This window comes from Streptomyces sp. NPDC005141, from assembly GCF_053599975.1.
This window is the reverse complement of the sequence record NZ_JBSFYW010000053.1, coordinates 1-20,861: the sequence shown is the minus strand read 5'-3', so window position 1 is coordinate 20,861 and position 20,861 is coordinate 1. Positions and strand designations below refer to the sequence as shown.

At 69.5% G+C, this 20,861-nt stretch carries 13 protein-coding genes and 6 pseudogenes; 13 read left to right on the top strand and 6 right to left on the bottom strand.

Going from position 1 to position 20,861, the window contains the following annotated elements:
* Positions 1-15 precede the first annotated feature (15 nt).
* Positions 16-447, top strand: coding sequence for a MarR family winged helix-turn-helix transcriptional regulator (locus ACWD68_RS31665; RefSeq protein ID WP_451809883.1), 432 nt, complete (start codon positions 16-18; stop codon positions 445-447).
* Positions 448-721: 274 nt separating this feature from the next.
* Here ACWD68_RS31665 and ACWD68_RS31660 read toward each other — a convergent pair whose 3' ends face one another.
* Complete coding sequence (locus tag ACWD68_RS31660) at positions 722-1,078, bottom strand: STAS domain-containing protein (protein WP_451809882.1); 357 nt, start codon at positions 1,076-1,078, stop codon at positions 722-724.
* A 307-nt stretch (positions 1,079-1,385) separates the two neighbouring features.
* Between ACWD68_RS31660 and ACWD68_RS31655 the strand changes: the two are divergent.
* The 4 genes and pseudogenes from ACWD68_RS31655 to ACWD68_RS31640 all read left to right on the top strand — a co-directional run bounded on the left by ACWD68_RS31655 (position 1,386) and on the right by ACWD68_RS31640 (position 4,359).
* Positions 1,386-1,846 (top strand): annotated as a pseudogene (locus tag ACWD68_RS31655) (MarR family winged helix-turn-helix transcriptional regulator).
* A gap of 119 nt (positions 1,847-1,965) precedes the next feature.
* Positions 1,966-2,580: pseudogene (locus ACWD68_RS31650) on the top strand (ATP-binding cassette domain-containing protein); the annotation flags it as partial.
* A gap of 673 nt (positions 2,581-3,253) precedes the next feature.
* Positions 3,254-3,763 (top strand): DUF1269 domain-containing protein, encoded by a 510-nt coding sequence (locus tag ACWD68_RS31645; RefSeq protein WP_451809881.1) that lies wholly within the window; start codon positions 3,254-3,256, stop codon positions 3,761-3,763.
* A gap of 149 nt (positions 3,764-3,912) precedes the next feature.
* Entirely contained in the window at positions 3,913-4,359 is a 447-nt protein-coding gene (locus tag ACWD68_RS31640; RefSeq protein WP_451809880.1) for a DUF6325 family protein, read from the top strand.
* Between the two features lie 360 nt (positions 4,360-4,719).
* On the opposite strand, the gene ACWD68_RS31635 is transcribed toward ACWD68_RS31640, so the two are convergent.
* Positions 4,720-7,071 (bottom strand): arylsulfatase, encoded by a 2,352-nt coding sequence (locus tag ACWD68_RS31635; RefSeq protein WP_451809879.1) that lies wholly within the window; start codon positions 7,069-7,071, stop codon positions 4,720-4,722.
* Positions 7,072-7,722: 651 nt separating this feature from the next.
* On the opposite strand from ACWD68_RS31635, the gene ACWD68_RS31630 reads away from it, so the two are divergent.
* The 4 genes and pseudogenes from ACWD68_RS31630 (at position 7,723) to ACWD68_RS31615 (ending at position 10,865) form a co-directional block, all read left to right on the top strand.
* Positions 7,723-8,211, top strand: coding sequence for an SRPBCC family protein (locus ACWD68_RS31630; RefSeq protein WP_451809878.1), 489 nt, complete (start codon positions 7,723-7,725; stop codon positions 8,209-8,211).
* 214 nt (positions 8,212-8,425) lie between these two features.
* A pseudogene (locus ACWD68_RS31625) lies at positions 8,426-8,698 on the top strand (DUF2252 family protein); the annotation flags it as partial.
* A 180-nt stretch (positions 8,699-8,878) separates the two neighbouring features.
* A pseudogene (locus ACWD68_RS31620) lies at positions 8,879-9,115 on the top strand (ABC transporter permease); the annotation flags it as partial.
* A gap of 127 nt (positions 9,116-9,242) precedes the next feature.
* Positions 9,243-10,865: an MFS transporter gene (locus ACWD68_RS31615; RefSeq protein WP_451809877.1), complete on the top strand. Its 1,623-nt coding sequence runs from the start codon at positions 9,243-9,245 to the stop codon at positions 10,863-10,865.
* A gap of 340 nt (positions 10,866-11,205) precedes the next feature.
* On the opposite strand, the gene ACWD68_RS31610 is transcribed toward ACWD68_RS31615, so the two are convergent.
* Positions 11,206-13,938: a SpoIIE family protein phosphatase gene (locus tag ACWD68_RS31610; protein ID WP_451809876.1), complete on the bottom strand. Its 2,733-nt coding sequence runs from the start codon at positions 13,936-13,938 to the stop codon at positions 11,206-11,208.
* 184 nt (positions 13,939-14,122) lie between these two features.
* Between ACWD68_RS31610 and ACWD68_RS31605 the strand changes: the two genes are divergently transcribed.
* Entirely contained in the window at positions 14,123-14,359 is a 237-nt protein-coding gene (locus ACWD68_RS31605; protein WP_451809875.1) for a DUF6296 family protein, read from the top strand.
* Here ACWD68_RS31605 and ACWD68_RS31600 read toward each other — a convergent pair.
* Both ACWD68_RS31600 and ACWD68_RS31595 read right to left on the bottom strand, forming a co-directional pair.
* On the bottom strand, positions 14,331-14,873 hold the full coding sequence (locus ACWD68_RS31600) for a GNAT family N-acetyltransferase (protein ID WP_451809874.1): 543 nt from the start codon (positions 14,871-14,873) through the stop codon (positions 14,331-14,333). The genes ACWD68_RS31605 and ACWD68_RS31600 overlap by 29 nt on opposite strands.
* Positions 14,874-14,921: 48 nt before the next feature.
* Positions 14,922-15,492 (bottom strand): annotated as a pseudogene (locus ACWD68_RS31595) (LuxR C-terminal-related transcriptional regulator).
* Between the two features lie 41 nt (positions 15,493-15,533).
* Here ACWD68_RS31595 and ACWD68_RS31590 point away from each other — a divergent pair.
* Positions 15,534-16,085 (top strand): GlcG/HbpS family heme-binding protein, encoded by a 552-nt coding sequence (locus tag ACWD68_RS31590; RefSeq protein WP_451809873.1) that lies wholly within the window; start codon positions 15,534-15,536, stop codon positions 16,083-16,085.
* 157 nt (positions 16,086-16,242) lie between these two features.
* Here the strand turns inward: ACWD68_RS31590 and ACWD68_RS31585 are convergent, their stop codons facing one another.
* Complete coding sequence (locus tag ACWD68_RS31585) at positions 16,243-18,525, bottom strand: MMPL family transporter (RefSeq protein ID WP_451809923.1); 2,283 nt, start codon at positions 18,523-18,525, stop codon at positions 16,243-16,245.
* Between the two features lie 201 nt (positions 18,526-18,726).
* On the opposite strand from ACWD68_RS31585, the gene ACWD68_RS31580 reads away from it, so the two are divergent.
* Positions 18,727-19,578, top strand: a complete 852-nt coding sequence (locus ACWD68_RS31580) for an SMP-30/gluconolactonase/LRE family protein (RefSeq protein ID WP_451809872.1) — start codon at positions 18,727-18,729, stop codon at positions 19,576-19,578.
* A gap of 349 nt (positions 19,579-19,927) precedes the next feature.
* Positions 19,928-20,861: pseudogene (locus tag ACWD68_RS31575) on the top strand (M4 family metallopeptidase); the annotation flags it as partial.

Here is a 20,861-nt window from a genome sequence, read left to right as displayed (position 1 = left end):
GGTGAGGTGGCTCGCGTGACCGCCGAGGCGGCCGAGCTGCTGGAAATCCTCTGGGGGCGCGCCTCGACGGCTCCCGTCTCCGCCTCCCAGTTGCGGGTGCTGTTCATCCTGGAACACGACGAGGGCATCAACCTGAAGACGCTGTCCGACGCGCTGGGCTCCACGCCTCCCTCGACCAGCAGGCTCTGCGACCGGCTGCAGGCCGTGGGGTACATCGAGCGGACGCCGAGTGCCATCAGCCGCCGGGAACTGCGGCTGTTCCTGAGCCCCCGGGGCCGGACCTTCCTCACGGAGCTGCGGGCACGTCGCGAGCACGCCGTGGAAGCGGTGCTCGCGCAGATGCCGGCCGCCGGGCGGACGGCGCTGGTGGAGGGGCTGGCGGCCTTCTGCGCGGCCGCGGCGGCGCAGCTCCACGAGGGCGACGCGGTGGACGCCCGTTCGGCCTGACCCGCGCGTCGGCCCAGGTCGCGAGCCGGTCGCCGCGGCGTGCCCGCGCGGCGCGGTCGCCGCGCGCGGGCGCTCTGCCTCACCCACCGCACCATCTCAGGTCCTTTCCCCTGTCCGAGGGCGATCACTTTGTTGCCTCACGTTCATAGTTGTCAAATGACAACTGTCACGCGCGTGATCTCGCTGTCATGTCCTTCTTCGCAGGTCCGACGACTCCGGTGCGCTGGCGTCGCCGGCGGGGCTACCGGGTTCGGGGGTTTCGGGCGGTCCCGGTCTAGTGCCGGGCGGTCCCCTCGCCGATGTGGGCGAGTGCGGCGTCGACACCGTCCACCGACGCGATCGTGAGGCTGACGCCCGTGAGATCCAGGACACGCCTGACGACCGGCGCCGGGGACACGAGACAGACGCTGCCTCCCGCGCGTCCGGTCTCGTCGTGCGCCTTGAGGAGGGCGTTGAGGCCGGAGGAGTCCATGAAGGGGACCGCGGACAGGTCGAGCAGCAGGTGCCGATGTCCGCCGCGTATCTGGTCGGCCAGCCGGTTGCGCAGTTCGGGGGCCGTCTCGACGTCCAGTTCCCCCGCGACGGTGACCAGGGCGATGCCCTCGCCGTACGGGGTCACGTCGATGGACACAGGAGCTGGTTCGGCCGGCACGGTTACCTCCAAGGGGCACTGACCCGTCGGGTTCCATCCGGCGCTGGGGAACGCCGGCGAGCAGGTCAACGGTTACCCGCCGAATCGAGGTGCACACCTTGCGCTTCGACGACGGACACACCTCGGGCTTCGATGACGGACACACCCTGGGCTTCGCCGGCGGGGGCGGGTTCGGATGCGCCTTTCCGGCCTCGGCAGGGGCGGCTGAACGGCTCGCGGGCACTGCTTGCAACCTCTTGACCCTCCCTTTTCGCAATTACCTTCGACACAGAGCTATCGCCGGAAGGTGGAACCGGAACCGGAGCGTTTCCCCGAGGCCCTGGCGGACACCTTGGCCGGACTGCAGAGGCTGATCAGGCGGCGGCTGCGCGTCGGCACGACCGGACCGCGGCTGCGCGGCGCCGAGGTCGACCTGCTGCGGCTGGTCGTCGACCGGCCCGGCATCGGTGTTTCGGAGGCCGCCAAGGAGTCCTATCTGGCGGGCAATTCGGTCTCGACGCGGTCAACCAGCTGGTCCGGGACGGCTATCTGGTCCGGGAGACGGATCCGGCCGACCGGCGCGCCGCCCGTCTGCCGTCCACACCCGCGGCCGACACCCGGCTGCGTGACTGGCGGCGGCGGCGCGCGGTGCTCGTACGCGACCAGGTGGCACGTCTCGACGAGGCCGACCGTGCCGCCCTGGAGGCCGCCCTGCCGGCCCTGCGCAAGCTGGCGGCGAACCTGCACAAGGAGGCCGAGGAGACATGAAGCGGCACGAGAGCGGCTGGACGGACCCCGCACGAAGGGGAAGCCCGGCGCCCGCCGGGAGAGGGACGCCGGCGGACGGCGCCGGGGCGAAGGGCGCCGGCCCGACCGAGCCGGCCGGCATGACGGCTTCGGCGGCCCCGACGGCTTCGACGGCGAGCGCCGCCCCGGACGCCCTGTCCTGTGCCGGACTCGTCTACTCCTTCGGCGGGACCACCGCCGTCGACGGGCTCGGCCTGGCCGTCGCGGACGGCGAGGTGTTCGGACTGCTCGGGCCCAACGGCGCGGGCAAGACGACGGCGATCCGGTGCGTCACCACCCTCCTGCCGGTCCCGGCCGGGAAGGTCCGCGTCTTCGGTCACGACGCCACCCGTGAACGCATGGCCGTACGGCGCCTGTTGGGCTATGTGCCGCAGCAACTGTCCGCCGACTCCGGACTCACCGGCCGGGAGAACGTGGCCCTCTTCGCCCGCGTCTTCGACGTGTCCCGTCGCGAGCGTGCGGCCCGGGTCGGCCAGGCCCTCGCCGCGGTCGACCTCACCGACGTGGCCGACCGGCTCGCCAAGACCTACTCCGGAGGCATGGTCCGCCGCCTGGAACCCGCCCAGGCGCTGGTCAGCGCACCCCGGCTGCTGATCCTGGACGAGCCGACCATCGGCCTCGACCCGATCGCCCGCACGAACGTGTGGGAGCACATCAACGCCGTTCGGGCCGGCACCGGCATGACCGTCCTCGTCCGTCCTTGTGACGACCCACTCCGTGACTCCTCCCCCGGCTGAAGCCGGGGGCTTCTCGTTACGCCGGGTTGGCGTTGCGACGGACCAGCCCGGCCCGTAGAACGTTGGTGGCTCCCACTGTGTCGGCGCGCACTATGTCGGCAGGCGATGCAGTGGAATTTTTCCTGTGTGGGCCGGTTCTCCTTGGCGGGGCCTTCGCGGCGGCCCCGCCTCACCGCCAACAGCACGGCCGGCTGAGCCCCGTTCCCGACGACGCTGAGCGGGCGCACGGAAAAGCCCCTCGGCAGCGTCAGGCAACGTTCACTCTGTCGGCGGACTCGCACAGAGGGTGGAAAGCCCCTCCTGGTTGCGCTGGATGACACAGGGGCGAACCACGGAAGGCTGATGGCCGAGGCGGTTCAACGGCAGTGGGTGAAGGGGCCGGCCGGTGAGGTTGGTCCAGGCGGCAGGACGGGCTGCACCGTGTGACTCCGCCTGAGCCGGGCCGCCGTCGCCTCTCCGCACCTGTTTCCCGGCGTGCTCGCTCGGCGGACGGCGTGCATCCTGGTGCTGCTGGACGAGACCTCACGACCCCGATCGCCGCAGGTTTCTGCCGTCACGGGACTCGTGCTGCGGGTTCACACCCATCGCCGCGATCTTCCCGATGCGGTGAGGGCAGACAAGGACGGACACAGTGGCGAAGCCCGACGCAGTATTCATCTACATCGGCACCTACCCGAACGAGGCCATGGCGCGAGCCGACTACGACATTGTCAAGGACCTCCACGCGATCGGTGCCGTCGGAACCTACGACGCCTCCGTGGTCACCAAGGACGACAAGGGGAAGGTACACGTCGACAAGGACGAAACGGCCACCCGGCGCGGGGCGTGGGGCGGTGCCGGCGTCGGTGCTCTCGTCGGCCTGCTGTTCCCGCCGGCGATCATCGGTACCGCCGTCGTCGGGGCGGCCGTGGGCGGGGTGAGCGGACACCTGTGGCGCGGCATGTCCCGGTCGGACGTCAAGGAGTTCGGGGAGATCATCGACGCCGGACAGGCCGCCTTGGTGATCGTCGGCGAGAGCACCGTCGCACAGGCCGTGGAGAAGGCGGAGCTGAAGGCGGAGAAGAAGGTCGCCAAGGAACTGGACGTGAGCTCGAAGGACATCGACAAGGCCGTCCGGGAAGCCGCAGGCGATGTCGGCTGACGTCCGGCGGCCGGTCCCAGGACACCCGGCGCGATCCTGAACAACCGGGTGCGGCCGCCAGGTCCGAACGTGAGGTCGCACAACCTACCGGCCACCGGCAAGGCCCTTGAAGTCGGACGGGTGCCCATCGAGAGAACGGAAGCACGGACATGACCTCACCTGACACTGACGAACTGGGACCGGTCGACTACCTCGTCGTCGAGTTCCCACCGGCCACTTCGCACTTCACCGGCGAGATGGCCGCAGAGATCGACAAGCTGGTCGCCTCGGGGACTATCCGGGTCCTGGACCTGATCATCCTGACGAAGGGGGCGGACGGCGAGCTGGACGTACTGGAGGTCGATGACCTCGACAACGTCGGCGAACTGCGCGCTGCAGAGGCGCAGCTGGCCGGCCTGCTCGCCGAAGAGGACGTCGTCAATCTGGCCGCAGCCATGGAGCCCGGCACGACAGCCGGGGTGCTGGTCTGGGAGAACGTGTGGGCGGGGCCCTTCGCCGCAGCCGCTCGCCGCTCGGGAGGCCAGCTCATCGCTAACGGACGTATTCCGATTCAGGCCATCCTGGCCTCGATCGAAGCCGACGAAGGAGGAGAGTGAGATGCCCATCGGACCCATGCGCAGAGGACGACGTGGGGTCATCGGCGCCCCCGTTGCTCGCACCGCGGCTGTCGCGGGTACGGCAGCTGTCGTCGCCCACGGGGTCGGTCGCCGCAGTGACCGACGCGAGGACCGCCGGGACGACCGGGAGGACCGACGCGAGGACCGCCGGGACCGGCGCTGATCCGAGCCTCGCTGTCGGCCCGACACGCACGAGAAGGGACATGACGAAGCCGAGCTGCCCGCTGTAAAGCCACACGCCGGCGAGTGACCAAGGTGGGCGGCGGCACAGATGCTGAGGTCATGAAGAGCTGCCGGGTAGCTCGGCCGAGCCGGCGGCGCGCGCTCCTCCCAGCCGGTTCACTGCCGGGCCATGTGCATACGCATCTCGCTGTCCGCATCGGTGATCAGCTCGCCCGACAGGTCGATGGTCACCGTGTGGATCGACCCGGTGAACCGGAACGGCGACTGGTAGTCGGCCGTGACCGGTTGGCCGGGGTTGGCGCCGCAGGTCATGCCGCCGGGGTTGAACATGACGGGTGTGGTCACGGGGAACTCGGCCGCTCCGACCAGGTGCCGGTCGACGTAGAGCTCGGCACGTCCTGGTGTGCCCTTGCCCGCGGCGAGGTCGGGTTTGCCCGTCGGTTCGAACTCGAAGCGCAGTTCATGACGGCCTGTGGGCACCGGGCCCTCGGAGGACACGATGTAGAGGGCCCTCGAGACGTAGTTGTGAACGTACGTCAGCTTGCCGTGCTTGATGAAGAAGCTCCAGCCGCCGGCCATCGAACCCTGGCTCATCAGTACGCCTTCGGCGCCGTCGGCGGGGATCTCCACTTCGGCGGTGATGCTGTGCGGACGGTTGAGTACGCGAGGGGCGACGGAGGGCGGCAGCGACTGGGTGCCGGGCCGGAAGGTGTAGCTGGTCCGCTCCTTGCCGATGTGGGGACGTTCTGTGGACATCCTTGCGAGGACGCTGCCATCGATCGGCAGCACGCCGTACTTGCCGGCCTCCACGTACCACAGGGAGATCAGCTCGATGGTCTTGGCGTGGTGGTCCGCGGCGACGTCACGGGTTTCCGCGAAGTCCTCGTCGATGTGGTAAAGCTCCCAGGCGTGCGCGTCCAGCTCGGAGAGCGTCTCCGAGCTGATGGGCGTGCCGAATGGCCGGGAGGCCTCGGTGAAGGAGGGACCCGGCCAGGGGCATACGGCGCGCCATCCGTCGTGGTCGATGGCACGGTGTCCGAGCATCTCGAAGTACTGGGTGCGGTGGCGTGTCGGCGCAGCAGGGTCGTCGAAGGTGTGGGCGAAGCTGACACCGTGCAGGGGCGACTGGGTAACGCCCTTGATGGTGTCGGGGGGCTCGATCCCGAGGACGTCGAGCACGGTGGGGACCATGTCCACGAGGTGTGCGTACTGGGTGCGCACTTCCCCGCGTGCCTTGATGCCGCGCGGCCAGTGCACGATGAACGGGTCGCTGGCGCCGCCGCGGTAGGTCTCCCTCTTCCAGCGGCGGAACGGTGTATTGCCTGCCCACGTCCAGCCCCAGGGGTAGTGGTTGAAGGTGGTAGGACCGCCGAGTTCATCGATCGCCGCCAGGCTGTCCTCGATCGGTTCGGGAGCGTTGTTGAAGAACTGCGCCTCATTGGTCGTCCCGGTGACGCCACCCTCGGCGCTCGCTCCGTTGTCGGAGACGACCATGATCAGCGTGTTGTCCAGTTCCCCGATCTCCTGCAGGAAGTCCAGCAATCGCCCGATTTCGTAGTCGGTGTGGGACAGGAAGCCGGCGAAGACCTCCATCATGCGGGCGGAGAGCCGACGGGCGTCCGGGGACAGGGAGTCCCACTCGGGGACGTCCGGATCGTGGCGCGAGAGAACCGCGTCGGCGGGTACGACCCCGAGCCGCTTCTGGTTGGCGAACGTCACCTTGCGGTAGGCGTCCCAGCCGTCGTCGAACTGGCCCTGGTAGCGGTCGGCCCACTCCCGCGGTACGTGGTGCGGGGCGTGGGTGGCTCCGGGGCAGTAGTGAAGGAAGAACGGCTTGTCGGGCGCTACCTGCTTGGCGTCGGAGACGAAGAGCATCGCATTGTCCGTCAGGTCTGTCGTGAAGTGGTAGCCCTCTTCCGGCGAGGCGGGGGGATCGATCTGGTGGTTGTCGTACACGAGCTCCGGATACCACTGGTTCGTGTCTCCGCCCAAGAAGCCGTAGAACCGCTCGAAGCCGCGACCGAGTGGCCAGCGGGTGTAGGGGCCGGCGGGGGACTCCTGCGCCGAGGGCATCAGGTGCCACTTGCCGAGCATGTAGGTGTTGTATCCGTGCCCCAGCAGCATCTCGGAGAGGAACCCGTTCTCGAACGGGATGTTGCCGTTGTAGCCGGGGTAGCCGGTGGCCAGCTCGGTGATCGCCGCCATGGCGTTCGCATGATGATTGCGGCCGGTGATGACGCACGAACGCGAAGGGGAGCACAGCGCGGTGGTGTGCATGTTGTTGTACAACAGCCCATTGGCGGCCAGCCCGTCGAGGCGCGGCGTCTTCATCGGACTGCCGTAGCAGCCCAGTTGTCCGTAACCCGTGTCATCGAGCACGATCGTCAGCACGTTGGGTGAGCCGGCCGGGGCTCCCGGCGGCTCGGGCCACGCGGGGCTGGAGAGATCCGTGGTACGCCCGATCACTCCAGGAAAAGGATGCCCCGGCTTGTACTCGTTGACTGGCATCGTGCGTGTCCTCTCTTCCCGCCGAGTCTCTGGGCGGTTCGGCGGATGGCCCTGTGCTCGGTGGATCCACCCGTGCCTTCCCTCGTGATCGGCTGGGGTGGGAAGGCACGCGTCCCGGTTGACATGCGCGATGTCGACCGCCGCGCACCGTGCTGGTCCGTCTCCTAGGACGCTCTTCGGCTACGCCCGTGCGAGATGCGTACGGGGCTGCTCGGGAAAGTGTGCGTTCCAAATAGTTGCTGCGGCCCCTCCCCGGTGAAGCGAATTCGTTTCGGCATGCACTGAAGAGGGTTCACGGTCGATTGCACAGCCCGGTCGTAACCTGCTGGGCGTGGCAGCACTCTCTTCATGCTAGGTTCGCGACCCCGTTGCTGCCACTGGGGCTCCGGTGGTTCGCTGGCGACCCAACCGGTACCCGGGGCGGGCGAGTTGCATCACAGATGCGGAGTCGGGAATGACGCGGAAGTGCTTTTCGGCTGCCCAGGGAAGATGGCCCCGACCCGCGCCGGTTCGAGCCCCGTGGAGCATCATGAGAGTTGGGACAGGTGAAGGTGATGTCGCCGACTCTTTTCCAGGTCGTGTGAGACTTCGAGCGACCAGAAGCAAGATCTCTGATCTGTGCTTCGCGCACGCGAGGGAAGGTCGCATTCCATGGATCGGCACTGGCACCCACTCGCGGAGAGCGGAGACAAATTTCTGACGTCCACCACCTTCCGCTACTCGAATTCTGTGGAAACAGGAGCATCTGTAGGGCGAATCTGGGAAGTTCTGACGGGCGAGGAATTGGTCCACTGGGTGCGGGTGTTCACCGGTCTGCGCTGGCGTTCGCCGCGCCCGTTCGGCGTCGGGACAGTACGCGATGTCACGCTGCTGAGAGTATTCACCGTTCGTGAACGCTTCTTCCGCTGGGAAGAAGAGCATCGGTACACGTTCAGTGTTCTCGCGGCCTCTGCTCCTGGGCTCCGCCGTGCTGCAGAGGATTGGATCGTCGAGGCCACACCTACCGGATCACGGCTCACCTGGACGATGGCGATCGAGGCGGTCCCGCTGGTCACCCCGTTGCTTTGGATCAGTGGCCCGGCAATCAGGTTGGTGAAACGCCGCGCCCTGCACAGCATCCGTACCCATGTCAGTAACTGACGCCTCGTTCATCCGCCGTGATCGGTGGGCCGGGAAGGGATCCTTGGACCATTTCTTCCGACATTGAGAGCGGTCGGACCGGTTAACGCATCGGGTCCGTCGGGAGTCTTCGGCGATTTTCACCGAGGCCGAAGCCGTGAACTGGCATCCGCAATGGACTGAGCACGTGGACTGCGCATCAGTCCGTCCAGCGCCAGGGAACCGCGATTCAGCCCGCCAGTTGCGAGACTGGAAAGGCATTGCCACCGCCGAGAACATGTCGCCCAAGAGGATGGCTCTGTTCGGTCGGCTCTGCGGTGCCACGCTGGCTCGTGCCCACGCCCGCTCCGGTGACCGCATCGCGATCGCCGCCTACCTGGGGAGCAGCGACGCCTTCGAGCGCGCGCTGGCGACGTTCGCGGAGCTGTACGCGGACCAGAACGAGAAGGACCACCAGGCCCTGGTCGACGCCATCCGGACCGGACGGGTTCCGGCCGAGGCGGGCTGAGGGGCGAGGACGGCGGCATCCAGGAGAGTCACGGGCCGGCTACGCACTGACACCGGGTGGGCAGGTTCGGATCGCGTTCGTGGTCCCTCGGACGCAGGCTGGTGCGCGCTTGAGATGCATTGGCAGTTCTGGCTGCCGGGCAACGGGCGACAGTGAATACCTTGTGGACCGGCATTGACCCAGGCCATCACCATGCCGCTGTTCTTCGGCTCCAACGCCCTTTATCCGGTGGCCGTCATGCCCGGCTGGCTCCAGGCCGTGAGCAGGGTCAACCCGCTGAGCCACCAAGTCGACGCCCTGCGCGGTCTGCTGCTCGGGACGCCCGCGCACCTGGCTCTCGACTACGGCGTCCTGATCGTGGCCGCCGCCCTCGGCATCCTGTCCGCCTCCTCGCTGCTGGGCCGACTGGCCAGGTGAGACAGGGCCGGGCCCGGCCCGTTGATCGATTGGTGAGGCGGAGCGGTCAGGCTTAACGTCGATGGAGTGGACATCCACGTCCACCGCGACCCGAGATGCAGGGCCATCCCCCATGACGGCCGATCACATGACATCCTCCGAGTCTGCCGAATCCCCGAAGCGGGGACGAGGCAGCGGTATCGCACTCCTTGTCATCGCCTCGTGTCAGCTGATGGTGGTCCTCGACATCACCATCGTGAACATCGCACTGCCGCACATCCAGACCTCGCTCGGCTTCTCGACCGAGAACCTCTCCTGGGTGATCAACGCCTACACGCTGACCTTCGGTGGACTGCTGCTGCTCGGCGGACGCTCCGGAGACATCCTCGGCAGACGCCGGGTCTTCATGTTCGGTGTGCTGCTCTTCGTGTTCGCGTCGCTGCTCGGCGGACTCTCCCAGGAATCCTGGCAGTTGCTCGCGGCGCGCTCGCTGCAGGGCGTCGGCGGGGCCATCGCCTCACCCACCGCCCTGTCGCTGATCACCACCACCTTCCGTGAAGGGCCCGAGCGCAACAGGGCGTTCGGCGTGTTCGCCGCCGTCTCCGCGGGCGGCAGCGCGATCGGGCTGCTCGCGGGCGGCATCCTCGTCGAGTGGCTCGACTGGCGCTGGGTGTTCTTCGTGAACATCCCCATCGGCCTGCTGATCGTGCTCGCCACCCCCCGCTACATCAAGGAGTCCGAGCGTCACCCGGGCCACTTCGACTTCCTGGGCGCCCTCACCTCGACGCTGGGCATGGTGCTGCTCGTCTACGGCTTCATCCGGGCCTCGGAGGAGGGCTGGAGCGACTCCGTCACCCTCGCGGCCTTCGGGGCGGCGCTGGTGTTCCTGATCGCGTTCATCGCAGTCGAACGCCGGTCGAGACAGCCCATCACACCGCTGTGGATGTTCCGCGACCGCAATCGCTCGGGTGTCTACGCGATGATGCTGAGCCTCTCCGCCGCGATCTTCGGAATGTTCTTCTTCCTGACCCTCTTCGTGCAGAACATCCTGGGCTTCAGCCCGCTCAAGGCCGGCTTCGCCTTCCTGCCGGTGAGCGCGATCATCGCGGTCGGCGCGGGTGTCGCCTCGAACCTGCTGCCCAGGTGGGGTCCCAAACCCTTCATGGCCGTGGGCGCGATCCTGTCCGCCCTGGGCCTCGGCTGGCTGACCCTGACCGACGTCGACAGCACGTATCTCGGCAGCATCCTCGGACCCACCCTGGTCTTCGGATTCGGCATGGGCCTGCAGTTCGTGTCGCTGACGCTGATGGCGGTGTCCGGAGTCCAGCCCAAGGACACCGGTGCCGCCTCCGGCATCCTCAACGCCACCCAGCAGGTCGGCGGTTCCCTCGGCCTCTCCGTGCTGGTCACCGTCTTCGGCACGGCGAGCCGCAACGAGGCCACGGACCAGGTCGCGAAGTTCCTGTCGACCGCGACCCCCGCCCAGCGGCTGGAGTTCCGCAGGACGGGACAGCTGCCGGCGCCCTGGAGCGACCAGGTGCTGACGTCCGGCATCTCGGGAGCGTTCGTCGCCGCCGCGATCTTCGCGGTCTTCGCCGCGCTGGTCGCCCTGATCGTCATCCAGGTGCGCCCCTCCGACCTGGAGCGGCTCCAGGGAGGCGCCGCTTCCCTCACCCCGGCGGACGGATCCGACGACGCGGCGGGCGAGTCGGCGCGCGCGGCACCGGTGGGGGAGTCGGACGCCCGGGAGGGTCCGCCTCCTCCCGGTTGAGCCCGGGCCGTTCGCTGCCGACTTCTGCCTGGTCGAAGTCCCGGCCCGCCGTTCCTCGTTCCTGCCTGATGGTCGAGTCCGGTCGAGAGACGTCGCTCTCCTGGCCGGGGCGCCTTCGGGCGAGTCGAGTCCGGCGTAGGCGCGGACGCGTCCTCGGTCGAGTTGAACCACGGTCTGTCCCCGAGTCGGGTCCGGCTTCGCCCCCCTCTCGACCGGGCGCTTGCCTGCTTCCGACTCGCTTCCTGGCCCACCGCTCGCCGATGAAGCTGCCGTGTGCCGTGTGCCGTGTGCCGTGTGCCGTGTGCCGTGTGCCCTGTGCCCTGTGCCCGATTCGCCCGGCTCAGGGCAGGGGCTGTTCCGCCCAGATGACCTTGCCCTCGGGCGTGTAGCGGGTGCCCCAGCGGTCCGCGAGCTGTGCGACCAGGAACAGGCCGCGCCCGCCCTCGTCCATCGTCGCCGCGTACCGCAGATGCGGAGAGGTGCTGCTGGCGTCGAAGACCTCGCAGATCAGCGTGCGGTCCAGCAGCACGCGGACCCCGATGGGCCCATTGCCGTAGCGGATCGCGTTGGTCACCAGCTCACTGAGGATCAGCTCCGTGGTGAACGCCATCTCGTCCAGCCCCCATTGCGCCAGCCTCCGGCTGACCGAGGCGCGCACCTCACCGACGGCGGCCGGTTCGGACGGCACCTCCCACGTGGCGATCCGATCGGCACCGAGGGCGTGGGTACGGGCCACGATCAGGGCGATGTCGTCGCTCGGCCGGGCCGGCAGGAGGGCGTCGAGGACGGCCTGGCAGGTCTCCTCCGGCGAGCGGTCGGCTCCGGCCAGCGCGGTGCGCAGCAGTTCGAGCCCGACGTCGATGTCCCGCTCCCGGTCCTCGACCAGCCCGTCCGTGTACAGCACCAGCCGGCTGCCCTCCGCCAGATCCAGTTCGGCCGTCTCGAACGGCAGACCGCCCAGGCCGAGCGGTGGCCCGGCCGGCACCTCGGGGAACTCGACGCTGCCGTCCGGACGGATCACGGCCGGCGGCGGGTGCCCGGCCCGCGCGACGGTGCAGCGCCGGGTCGTCGGGTCGTAGACGGCGTACAGGCAGGTGGCGCCGGTGACGGCGGCCCTGCTGTCCTCCGGCAGCTCGTCCTGGTCGATACGGCCGACCAGCTCGTCCAGTAGCCCGAGCAGCTCGTCGGGCGGCAGATCGAGCGCGGAGAAGTTGTGGACCGCCGTACGCAGCCGCCCCATCGTCGCGGCGGCCAGCAGTCCGTGACCGACGACGTCGCCCACGACGACCGCGACCCGGGCGCCGGGCAGCGGCAGCACGTCGAACCAGTCGCCGCCGACCCCCGCCTGCGCCGGCAGGTAGCGGTAGGCGAGGTCGAGGGCGCTCTGCTCGGGCAGATTGCGCGGCAGCAGGCTGCGCTGCAGTGTCACGGCCATCGTGTGCTCGCGCGTGTAGCGGCGGGCGTTGTCGATGGAGACCGCCGCGCGGGCGACGAGTTCCTCGGCGAGGGCCAGATCCTCCACATCGAAGGGATCGGGCTTCTCGGAGCGCCAGAAGTTGACCACGCCCATGATCAGGGGCCCGACGCGCAGGGGGACGGTGATCAGGGAGTGGATCCCGTAGTCGACGACCTGCGAGGTGCGCTGGAGGTCCTGGGCCAGCCAGCCCGGGGCGCCGCCGAGATCGGGTTCGACGACGGCCTCGCCCGTGCGGAGGCTGTGGGCCTGGGGGGTGGAGGGAATGAACCCGATGTGCTCGCCGACCGGATAGAGCGGCGCGTCCTTGCGGACCCCGACGGAGGCGGTGCGGCGCAGGTCGGCGCCCGCGTCCGGCTCCTGTCCGTTCAGTACGGCGTCGGCCAGGTCCACGGTGACGAAGTCGGCGAACCGCGGGACCGCCACCTCCGCCAGTTCCTCGGCCGTCCGCGTGACGTCCAGGCTCGTACCGATGCCCACGCCGGCGTCGTACAGGAGTTTGAGCCGCTCGCGGGCGATCTCGGCACGGCCGGAGAGCGCGCGCAGTTCGGTCGAGTCACGGAGTGTGGCGACGCTGCCGGCCGGGCCGCCCTGCAGGTCCGTGGGCCGCTGGTTGATGCCCAGGAGCTGGTCCCCGACCAGATGCACCTCGTCCGTGGCGACGCGCCCGGAGCCCAGCAGTTCGGCGGTGTCCGCGTCGAGGCCGAGTTCCTGGACGTGCCGTCCCTCGGCGTCCGCGGGCAGGTCGAGCAGACGGTTCGCCTCGTCGTTGGCGAGGATCAGCTGCCCGTCCGCGCCGACGATGATCACTCCCTCCCGGACGGAGTGCAGCACCGCGTCGTGGTGTTCGTACATGCGGGTCATCTCGTACGGGCCGAGGCCATGGGTCTGGCGCAGCAGGCGTCTGGTCACCAGCGCGGTGCTCGCGGTGGCCAGGGCGAGCGCGACAGCGGCAGCGCTCAGCAGGAGCGGCAGCTGGCGGTCGGCGGCGCCGCCCACGTTCTCCGTGGTGATCCCGGCCGACACCATGCCGACGACCGTGCCGTTGGGTGCCTTGATGGGAACCGTGGCCTGGACGAGCGGCCCGATGGTCCCATTGATCTGCTCCGTGATGGAGTGCCCGGCCAGGACTGGCGCGATCGTCCCGACGAACTTCTTTCCGATCCGGTCCGGCTTGGGGTGCGTGTAGCGGATCGCGTCGGTGTTCAGCACGACGATGAAGTCCACCTTCGACGCCTTGCGGGCGGCTTCGGCGCTGGGCTGCAGCAGGGCCGTGGGGTTCGGGGCGCTCAGCGCCGCGCGGGTGCCCGGCGTGTTGGCGAACGTCTCCGCGACGGCGAGCGAGCGGTTGCGGGCCTCCTGGGTGCTGTCGTGCCGCACCTGGAGCACCAGTGCGACCACCGCGGCGACGACCAGGAGCAGCACGATCACCACCTGCAGGACGAACACCTGTCCGGCGACACTGCGCCCGCTGAGCGCGGAACGAAGCCCGTTGGACGGGCCTTGCCTGTGCTTGCCTTCGTGTGACCCACGCTGATGGTGCGCTGTACTGGGGCGGCGGGTCGACTGAGCCCGGGTTCGACCCAATAGTCCGACCATGTGCTATGTCTACACTGCCCGGCGTCCGGTGGCGAGGGGCGTCACGCATAGTGAGCGGTTGCCGTCGCTGTCGCGGGCCGGTCGGGTGCCTGTCCGGCGTGGGCGACGCTGCTGTCGCGGGCGTCCGGCCGCATCATGGAGACGTACTTTCACCCGCATTTGTCGCTTCGGCGCGGAGGCCTTGATGACGACCGTGGACCGCTACCGGCTGACCTTCACCCATCCCGGACCGGATTCGAGCATGGTGACGGACGAGGTGGTCGTCGAACGGACGAGTATCAAAGGGCCGGGCGGCAACCCGGTGTACAGCGATCCCACCGGCATTCTCCGCGCCGAGATCAGCCCGGCGGGGGAGGTGCGCATGCTGGCCAGCGGCGCCTACCAGTCGCCGATCAATCCCGCGGTCGAACCGATTCCCTGACGGGGTCCGCCCCGGCGGGACCATTGCCGGCGGCCTGGAGGTCCCGTGCGAAACGAAGGCCCGGACGCCCGTTCAGATCGATGTCGCCCGTGACGAGGAAGCCCGTGCGGTCCAGGACGGCCCGGGAAGCGGCGTTGTCGGCGGTCGTGCGGGCCCGCAGCGTGCTCAGGCCGTACGAGGTCGCGGCCAGGGCGCAGACCTCCCGCACGGCGGCCGTGGCGAGACCCCGCCCCGCGGCCCGCTCGGCGACGCGGTACCCGAGTTCCGCCGAGCCGTCCGCCACGTCGACCAGGTTGAACCGGCCCAGTATCGAGCCGTCTCCGTCCACCACGAGATGGAAGAGATGCCGTCCCGCCGCGTGCTCGGCCAGCAGTTCGCGATGGCGGGCGTCGAACCCGGCGAAATAGGCATCGCCGCGGTCGGGGATCGACGCGGCGAAGTAGGCACGGTTCTCCCGCTCGAACGCGAGCAGCGCGGGCGCGTGATCGGGACGGAGAGGTTCGAGTCGGGGCATCCGGCCATGCTAGGACGCCGATTCCGCCGGCAGGTCCCTTTGTCCGCGTCACGGAAGAAGACGCTGCTCCTTCGCCACGGCCACCGCGCTCGCTCGCGTCTCGACACCGAGCTTGCCGTAGATCCGGCCGAGGTGGGTCTTCACGGTCGCCTCGCTGATGAAGAGGGCCCTGGCGATCTCCCGGTTCCCGAGGCCCTGGGCCAGTTGGGTCAGGATGTCGCGTTCGCGGTCGGTCAGGGTGGGCCGCGGGCTGCGCATGCTGGCCATCACGCGGCCGGCGACCGGGGCCGAGAGCGCCGTACGGCCGTGGGCGGCGGCCTGGATCGCGGCGAACAGTTCCTCCGGCCGTTCGGCCTTCAGCAGGTAGCCCGTCGCTCCCGCCTCGATGGCGCGGGTGATGTCGGCGTCGGTACGTCGTGAGGACCAGCACGTGCGGGCCCTCGCCGGGAGCGGCGGTCAGCCGACGCGTGGTCTCGACACCGTCGATGCCGTCGCCGAGCTGGAGGTCCATCAGCACTACGTCCGGGGTGAGCTTCGTGCTCAGGGCGAGCGCCTCCTCACCCGTGCCGGCCTCGCCGACGACCTCGATGTCCGGGGCGCTGTCGAGCAGGGCGAGCAGTCTGAAGAAGCGAACCGCCCTCCCCGACCTGGAGTCGACTCATGAAGAAGCTCTCCCGCCGCGCTCGTATCGCCACCGGCGGTGCCGTGATCGCCGCCGTCGCCGCCGGTACGTTCGGCACGGTGTCCGCGAACGCCTCCCCGGCCACCTCCGCCGGTGCGGCTCCCGTGGCGAACGTGAAGAGCGGCAGCACCGTCACGTCCAGCCATCTCTCGGTCGACGCCGCCGCCAAGGCCGCGCAGGCCGCGCTGCACGCCGCGGAGAAGGAGAACCAGAAGGTCACCGTCGCCGTGGTGGACCGCAACGGCAACACCGTCGTCACCCTGCGCGGCGACGGCGCGGGACCGCAGTCGTACGAGTCCGCGCAGCGCAAGGCGTACACGGCCGTCTCCTGGAACGCGCCCACCTCGGAACTCGCCAGGCGTCTGGCACAGGCGCCGAACCTGAAGGACATCCCCGGCACGCTGTTCCTCGCCGGCGGCACACCGGTCGCCGTCAAGGGTGCCCCGGTGGCCGGGATCGGTGTCGCCGGAGCCCCCTCGGGCGACCTGGACGAGAAGTTCGCCGCGGGCGTCGCGGCGCTGGGACACTGACCCGCCGGCGGGCGCGCGGCCGCGGCGCGCGGCCCCGGGGCGCGGCTCCGGCAGCGGTGGGGGCCGCGCGCCCAGGTCCGGGGGTCCTCATGGGGCGGTTCGGCCGTCACCTCGGTCTCCGGCGTCTCCGAGCAGGTCGTCGGCGCGCCCGGCGGGGTCACCCGGCGGACGGAGGGGGTACAGGATCGGGAGCGGCAGGGCTCTGCTCGCCCTCCGGGTCGATGTGCGGCAGGATCCGGTCCAGCCAGCGGGGTGTCCACCAGGCGTGGGCCCCGAGCAGGGTCATCACCGCCGGAACGAGCAGGAGCCGTACCACCGTCGCGTCGATGAGGACGCTCACGGCGAGTCCGAGTCCGAGCATCTTGACCACGATGTTGTCGCTCACGATGAACGCGGCGAAGACGCTCACCATGATCAGGGCCGCACAGGTGATCACCCGGGCGGTGATCTCCAGGGCGTGCGCGACGCTCGCCTTCGCGTCCCCGGTGCGCAGCCAGAACTCGTGGACCCGGGACAGCAGGAAGATCTCGTAGTCCATGCTGAGCCCGAAGATGATCGCGAACATCATCATCGGCACGTAGCTCTCGATGGGCACCTTGCCCGACACCCCGAGTGCGGGCCCGCCCCAGCCCCACTGGAAGACGGCGACGACGACACCGTAAGAGGCGGCGATGGACAGCACGTTGAGGACGGCGGCCTTCAACGCGACGAGCAGTCCGCGGAAGACGATCAGGATGATGAGGAAGGCGAGCGCGACCACCACGGCGATGATGAGGGGCAGCCGGCTCGCGACGATGTTGCGGAAGTCGACCTGCGCGGCCGTGGTTCCCGTGACATAGCCCTTGGCGGAGTAGCCGGACACGGCCTGCGGCAGGGTGTCGTCGACCAGACGGTTCGTCAGGTCCGTGGTGTCCTGGTTCTGCGGGGACACCTTGGAGAAGACGGTGCCCACCAGCACGTCTCCGTCCGAGGTGGCCGTCAGCGGCGTGACCGTGGCCGCCCCCTGCACACCGCTGAGCGTCTTCTGAGCCTGCGACGCCAGCGCGGAACGCTTGTCGGACGGCACATCGGTCTGGTCGATGACCACGGTCAGCGGACCGTTGGAGCCCGGCCCGAAGGAGTCCGACATGATGTCGAACGCCCGCCGGTCCGTGAACGAGGTGGGGTCCGCGCCGTCACCGATGTGTCCGAGCTGGATCGAGAAGACGGGGATGGCCAGCACGACCACCGTGACGAGGCCGCAGGTCAGGAATTTCCAGGGGTTCCTCTCGACGCGCTGCGCGTAGCGGTGCCAGGTGCCGTGCACGGGCGCTCCCGGCTCGGCGTCCGTCTCCGCGACCGGCTTGCGTACGTGATAGCGGTCGATGTGCTTGCCGATGAGCCCGAGCATCGCGGGTACGAGGGTCAACGCACCGATGACCGCCGAGACGACCGTCACGGCCGCCGCGAGGCCGAGCAGGCTGATGAAGGAGACACCGGAGACGGACAGTCCGGCCAGGGCGATGATCACGGTGCAGCCCGAGACGAGGACGGCCCGGCCACTGGTGGTGGTGGCCCGGCCCGCCGCCCGCACCGGATCGGCGCCGTCGATGAGGTTCTGCCGGTGACGGGTGACCATGAACAGGGCGTAGTCGATGCCGACGCCCAGCCCGATCATGGTGGCGAGCGTCGGCGACACCGTCGCGAAGGTGAAAGCGGCGGCCAGCAGGCCCAGGATGGCCAGGCCGCCCACCACGCTGACCAGAGCGGTCACCAGCGGCAGACCCGCCGCGATGACACTGCCGAATCCGACGAGCAGGACGACGATCGCCACCGCGAAGCCGATCGCCTCGCTGACCCGGTCGTCCGGCGCGGGCCTGGCCAGTTCACCCAGCGGGCCGCCGTACTCGACGTCGACGCCGGCCGACCGCAGTGGCTGGACGGCGCTGTCCACACCATGGAGGTAGTCGTCGCCGAGGGTCGAGGGCTGCACATCGAAGCGGACGGTGATGTAACCGGTCTTCCCGTCGCTGGACAGCGGCCCGACGTTCTGTTGCTGGGACTGGCCCGAGGACGGCTGGGACCCGGGGGGCGGCAGCGGATTCTGCGCCGACAGGACGTGCGGCAGCTTCTGCAGATCGCCGACCGTCTCGTTCATCTGGGAACTCAGCGATGTCAGGGGCTTCTGCGTGTCGCGCAGCACGACCTGGCTGCTGTAGCCGCCCGCCGCCGGATCGTGCTCCTTGAGCACGTCCAGCCCCTCGGTGGACTGGACTCCGGGAAGGGTGAAATTGTCCGAGTACTCTCCGCCGAACGAGCGGCTCAGCCCCTGCAGCACGCCGAGCGCGACGAGCCAGGCCACGATGACGATCACGAAATGGCGGGCGCACCACTCGCCCAACCGCCGCAGTCTCCCGGGCTTGTCCCGCCCGCTCTCTGGAGTGGCTTGCGTCGCCGACATGCGCTGCTCCTGCTGGAAGACGAGACCTCCGACTTCGTCATTAAACGATGTGACGATCATCGCGGCCTGCCGAGATCCTCAGGTGGGCGTAGCCCTCGGCCGTTCGGCCGCCGTCCGGTCAGGGGCCTGTCGATCCGGCCGGTGCCCGTTCGTTCAGTCGGTGGGACACCGGTGTCGTGCCGGTCCGGAACGAAGGCTGTGATGAGGATGTACGAGGTACGGACACTGCTCGAAGGGCACGGGCTGGTCGAGTCGCCGCGCTGGCACGGGGATCGGCTGTACTTCTCCGACTGGACCGCGGGCGAGGTCGTCGCCCTCGATCCGGTGGCGGGTGACAGCGAGGTGGTCGCCCGGGTGGCGTCGCTGCCCCTGTGCACCGACCGGCACCCCGATGGCCGGATGCTGATCGTGTCCTCCCCGGACGGCCTGCTGCTGCGCCGGGAGCCCGACGGCTCGCTGACCCCGTACGCCGACCTGGGCCGGCCGGGCTGGAACGACATCGTGGTCGACGGCCGCGGAAACACCTACGTCAACCGGGCCGACTTCAACCCGATGACGGGCGAGGCGTCCAGACCGGGCACCGTCTCGCTGGTCACCCCGGACGGCTCGGTGCGCCAGGTGGCCGACGACATCGCGTTTCCCAACGGGATGGCCGTGACACCCGACGGCTCCACGCTGATCGTCGCCGACTCCTACCGGCACAGCCTGGTCGCCTTCGACATCGGCCCGGACGGCGCTCTGTCGGGCCGCCGCGTCTGGGCCGACCTGGGGGAGGGCACCCCGGACGGCATCTGCCTCGACGCCGGCGATGCCGTCTGGTACGCCGACGTCCCCGGCCGGTGCTGTGTGCGTGTCGCCGAGGGCGGCGCCGTGCTGGACCGGGTCGGTCTCGACCGCGGCGGCTTCGCCTGCGTACTCGGCGGCCACGACAGAAGGACGCTGTTCGTCGTGGCCGCCGACTGGCGCGGTATGACGGAGTCCGAGATGGTGACGCCCGGTTCGGGGCGGGTGCTCGCCATCCGGGTCGAGGTGCCGGGAGCGGGCCGGCCCTGACGGCGGCCTACGGCCGACCGCGGGATCCCCGTCCATGACGGAGAACTCCCTTGCCACGTAGGCCGTTTCGGGGGTGCGACCGTGGGCCGATTGTCGGCGATGTCGCCCGGGGTGCGGCGCGAGGCAGGTGTTTCGGCACCCGGGCGTAGGGATAACCCTCGATTGGCAGCAAGCGCATGTCATGCCTAGGTCAAGAGTGCGATCCTTCCCCCACCTGTAGGGCAGGTCGCGCACGGCCTGCCCGCGGTCGCGTTCCCGCACGCCCCTGCTCAGCTCGTCCCGGACAGCACATCCCGTCTGCCCGGTCTGTCGCCGGCCGCCGACCGCGGCCGAAGCAGTAGGAGTACGAGTGAGACGTATCCCCCGTCAGGCGACCGCGGCCGGAGCCCTGGTGGCCACCGCCGCTTTCCTGGCCGTCGGTATACAGACGGTCCCGGCAGCCGCCAAGCCCGCCCCCCACACAACCCCCCTGCGTACAGGGGGACTCGAGGCCGAGCTCACCCCGGCCCAGCACGTGGCGCTGCTGAAGAAGGCATCCAAGCAGACCACGGCGACCGCCGGCACCCTCGGCCTCGGCTCGAAGGAGAAGCTGGTCGTCAAGGACGTCGTCAAGGACAACGACGGCACCCTGCACACGCGTTACGAGCGCACCTACGCCGGCCTCCCGGTGCTCGGCGGCGACATCGTCGTCCACACCCCGCCGGCCTCGCAGGCCACCGGCACGGTGAGCACGACCTTCAACAACAAGCACACCATCAAGGTCGCGAGCACCGCCGCGTCGGTAACCAAGGCCGCCGCCGGGGCCCAGGCACTCAAGGCCGCCAAGGCGCTCAAGGCGGAGAAGCCCGCCACCGACAGCGCCCGCAAGGTCATCTGGGCCGGCACCGGCACACCCCGGCTCGCCTGGGAGACCGTGATCAGCGGCTTCCAGGACGACGGCACGCCGAGCAAGCTGCACGTCGTCACCGATGCCACCACCGGCAAGGAACTCACGCGGTACGAGGGCGTCCAGACCGGCACCGGCAACACCCAGTACAGCGGCACGGTGACCCTCAACACCACGCTGTCCGGTTCGACGTACCAGCTGACCGACTCCACCCGCGGCAGCCACAAGACGTACTCGCTGAACAACGGCACCTCCGGCACCGGCACCCTGATGACGGACGCCGACGACGTCTGGGGCACCGGCGCGGGCTCCAACACCCAGACGGCCGGCGCGGACGCCGCGTACGGCGCCGCGGAGACCTGGGACTTCTACAAGAACACCTTCGGCCGCAGCGGCA

Excerpts from the sequence above, each read along its gene's own strand:
- ACWD68_RS31590 (WP_451809873.1), top strand. The coding sequence starts at position 15,534 with ATGAAGAAGCTCTCCCGCCGCGCTCGTATCGCCACCGGCGGTGCCGTG.
- ACWD68_RS31635 (WP_451809879.1), bottom strand. The coding sequence starts at position 7,071 with ATGCCAGTCAACGAGTACAAGCCGGGGCATCCTTTTCCTGGAGTGATC.
- ACWD68_RS31600 (WP_451809874.1), bottom strand. The coding sequence starts at position 14,873 with ATGCCCCGACTCGAACCTCTCCGTCCCGATCACGCGCCCGCGCTGCTC.
- ACWD68_RS31585 (WP_451809923.1), bottom strand. The coding sequence starts at position 18,525 with ATGTCGGCGACGCAAGCCACTCCAGAGAGCGGGCGGGACAAGCCCGGG.
- ACWD68_RS31580 (WP_451809872.1), top strand. The coding sequence starts at position 18,727 with ATGAGGATGTACGAGGTACGGACACTGCTCGAAGGGCACGGGCTGGTC.
- ACWD68_RS31640 (WP_451809880.1), top strand. The coding sequence starts at position 3,913 with ATGACCTCACCTGACACTGACGAACTGGGACCGGTCGACTACCTCGTC.
- ACWD68_RS31615 (WP_451809877.1), top strand. The coding sequence starts at position 9,243 with ATGACATCCTCCGAGTCTGCCGAATCCCCGAAGCGGGGACGAGGCAGC.
- ACWD68_RS31605 (WP_451809875.1), top strand. The coding sequence starts at position 14,123 with ATGACGACCGTGGACCGCTACCGGCTGACCTTCACCCATCCCGGACCG.
- ACWD68_RS31610 (WP_451809876.1), bottom strand. The coding sequence starts at position 13,938 with ATGGTCGGACTATTGGGTCGAACCCGGGCTCAGTCGACCCGCCGCCCC.
- ACWD68_RS31630 (WP_451809878.1), top strand. The coding sequence starts at position 7,723 with ATGGATCGGCACTGGCACCCACTCGCGGAGAGCGGAGACAAATTTCTG.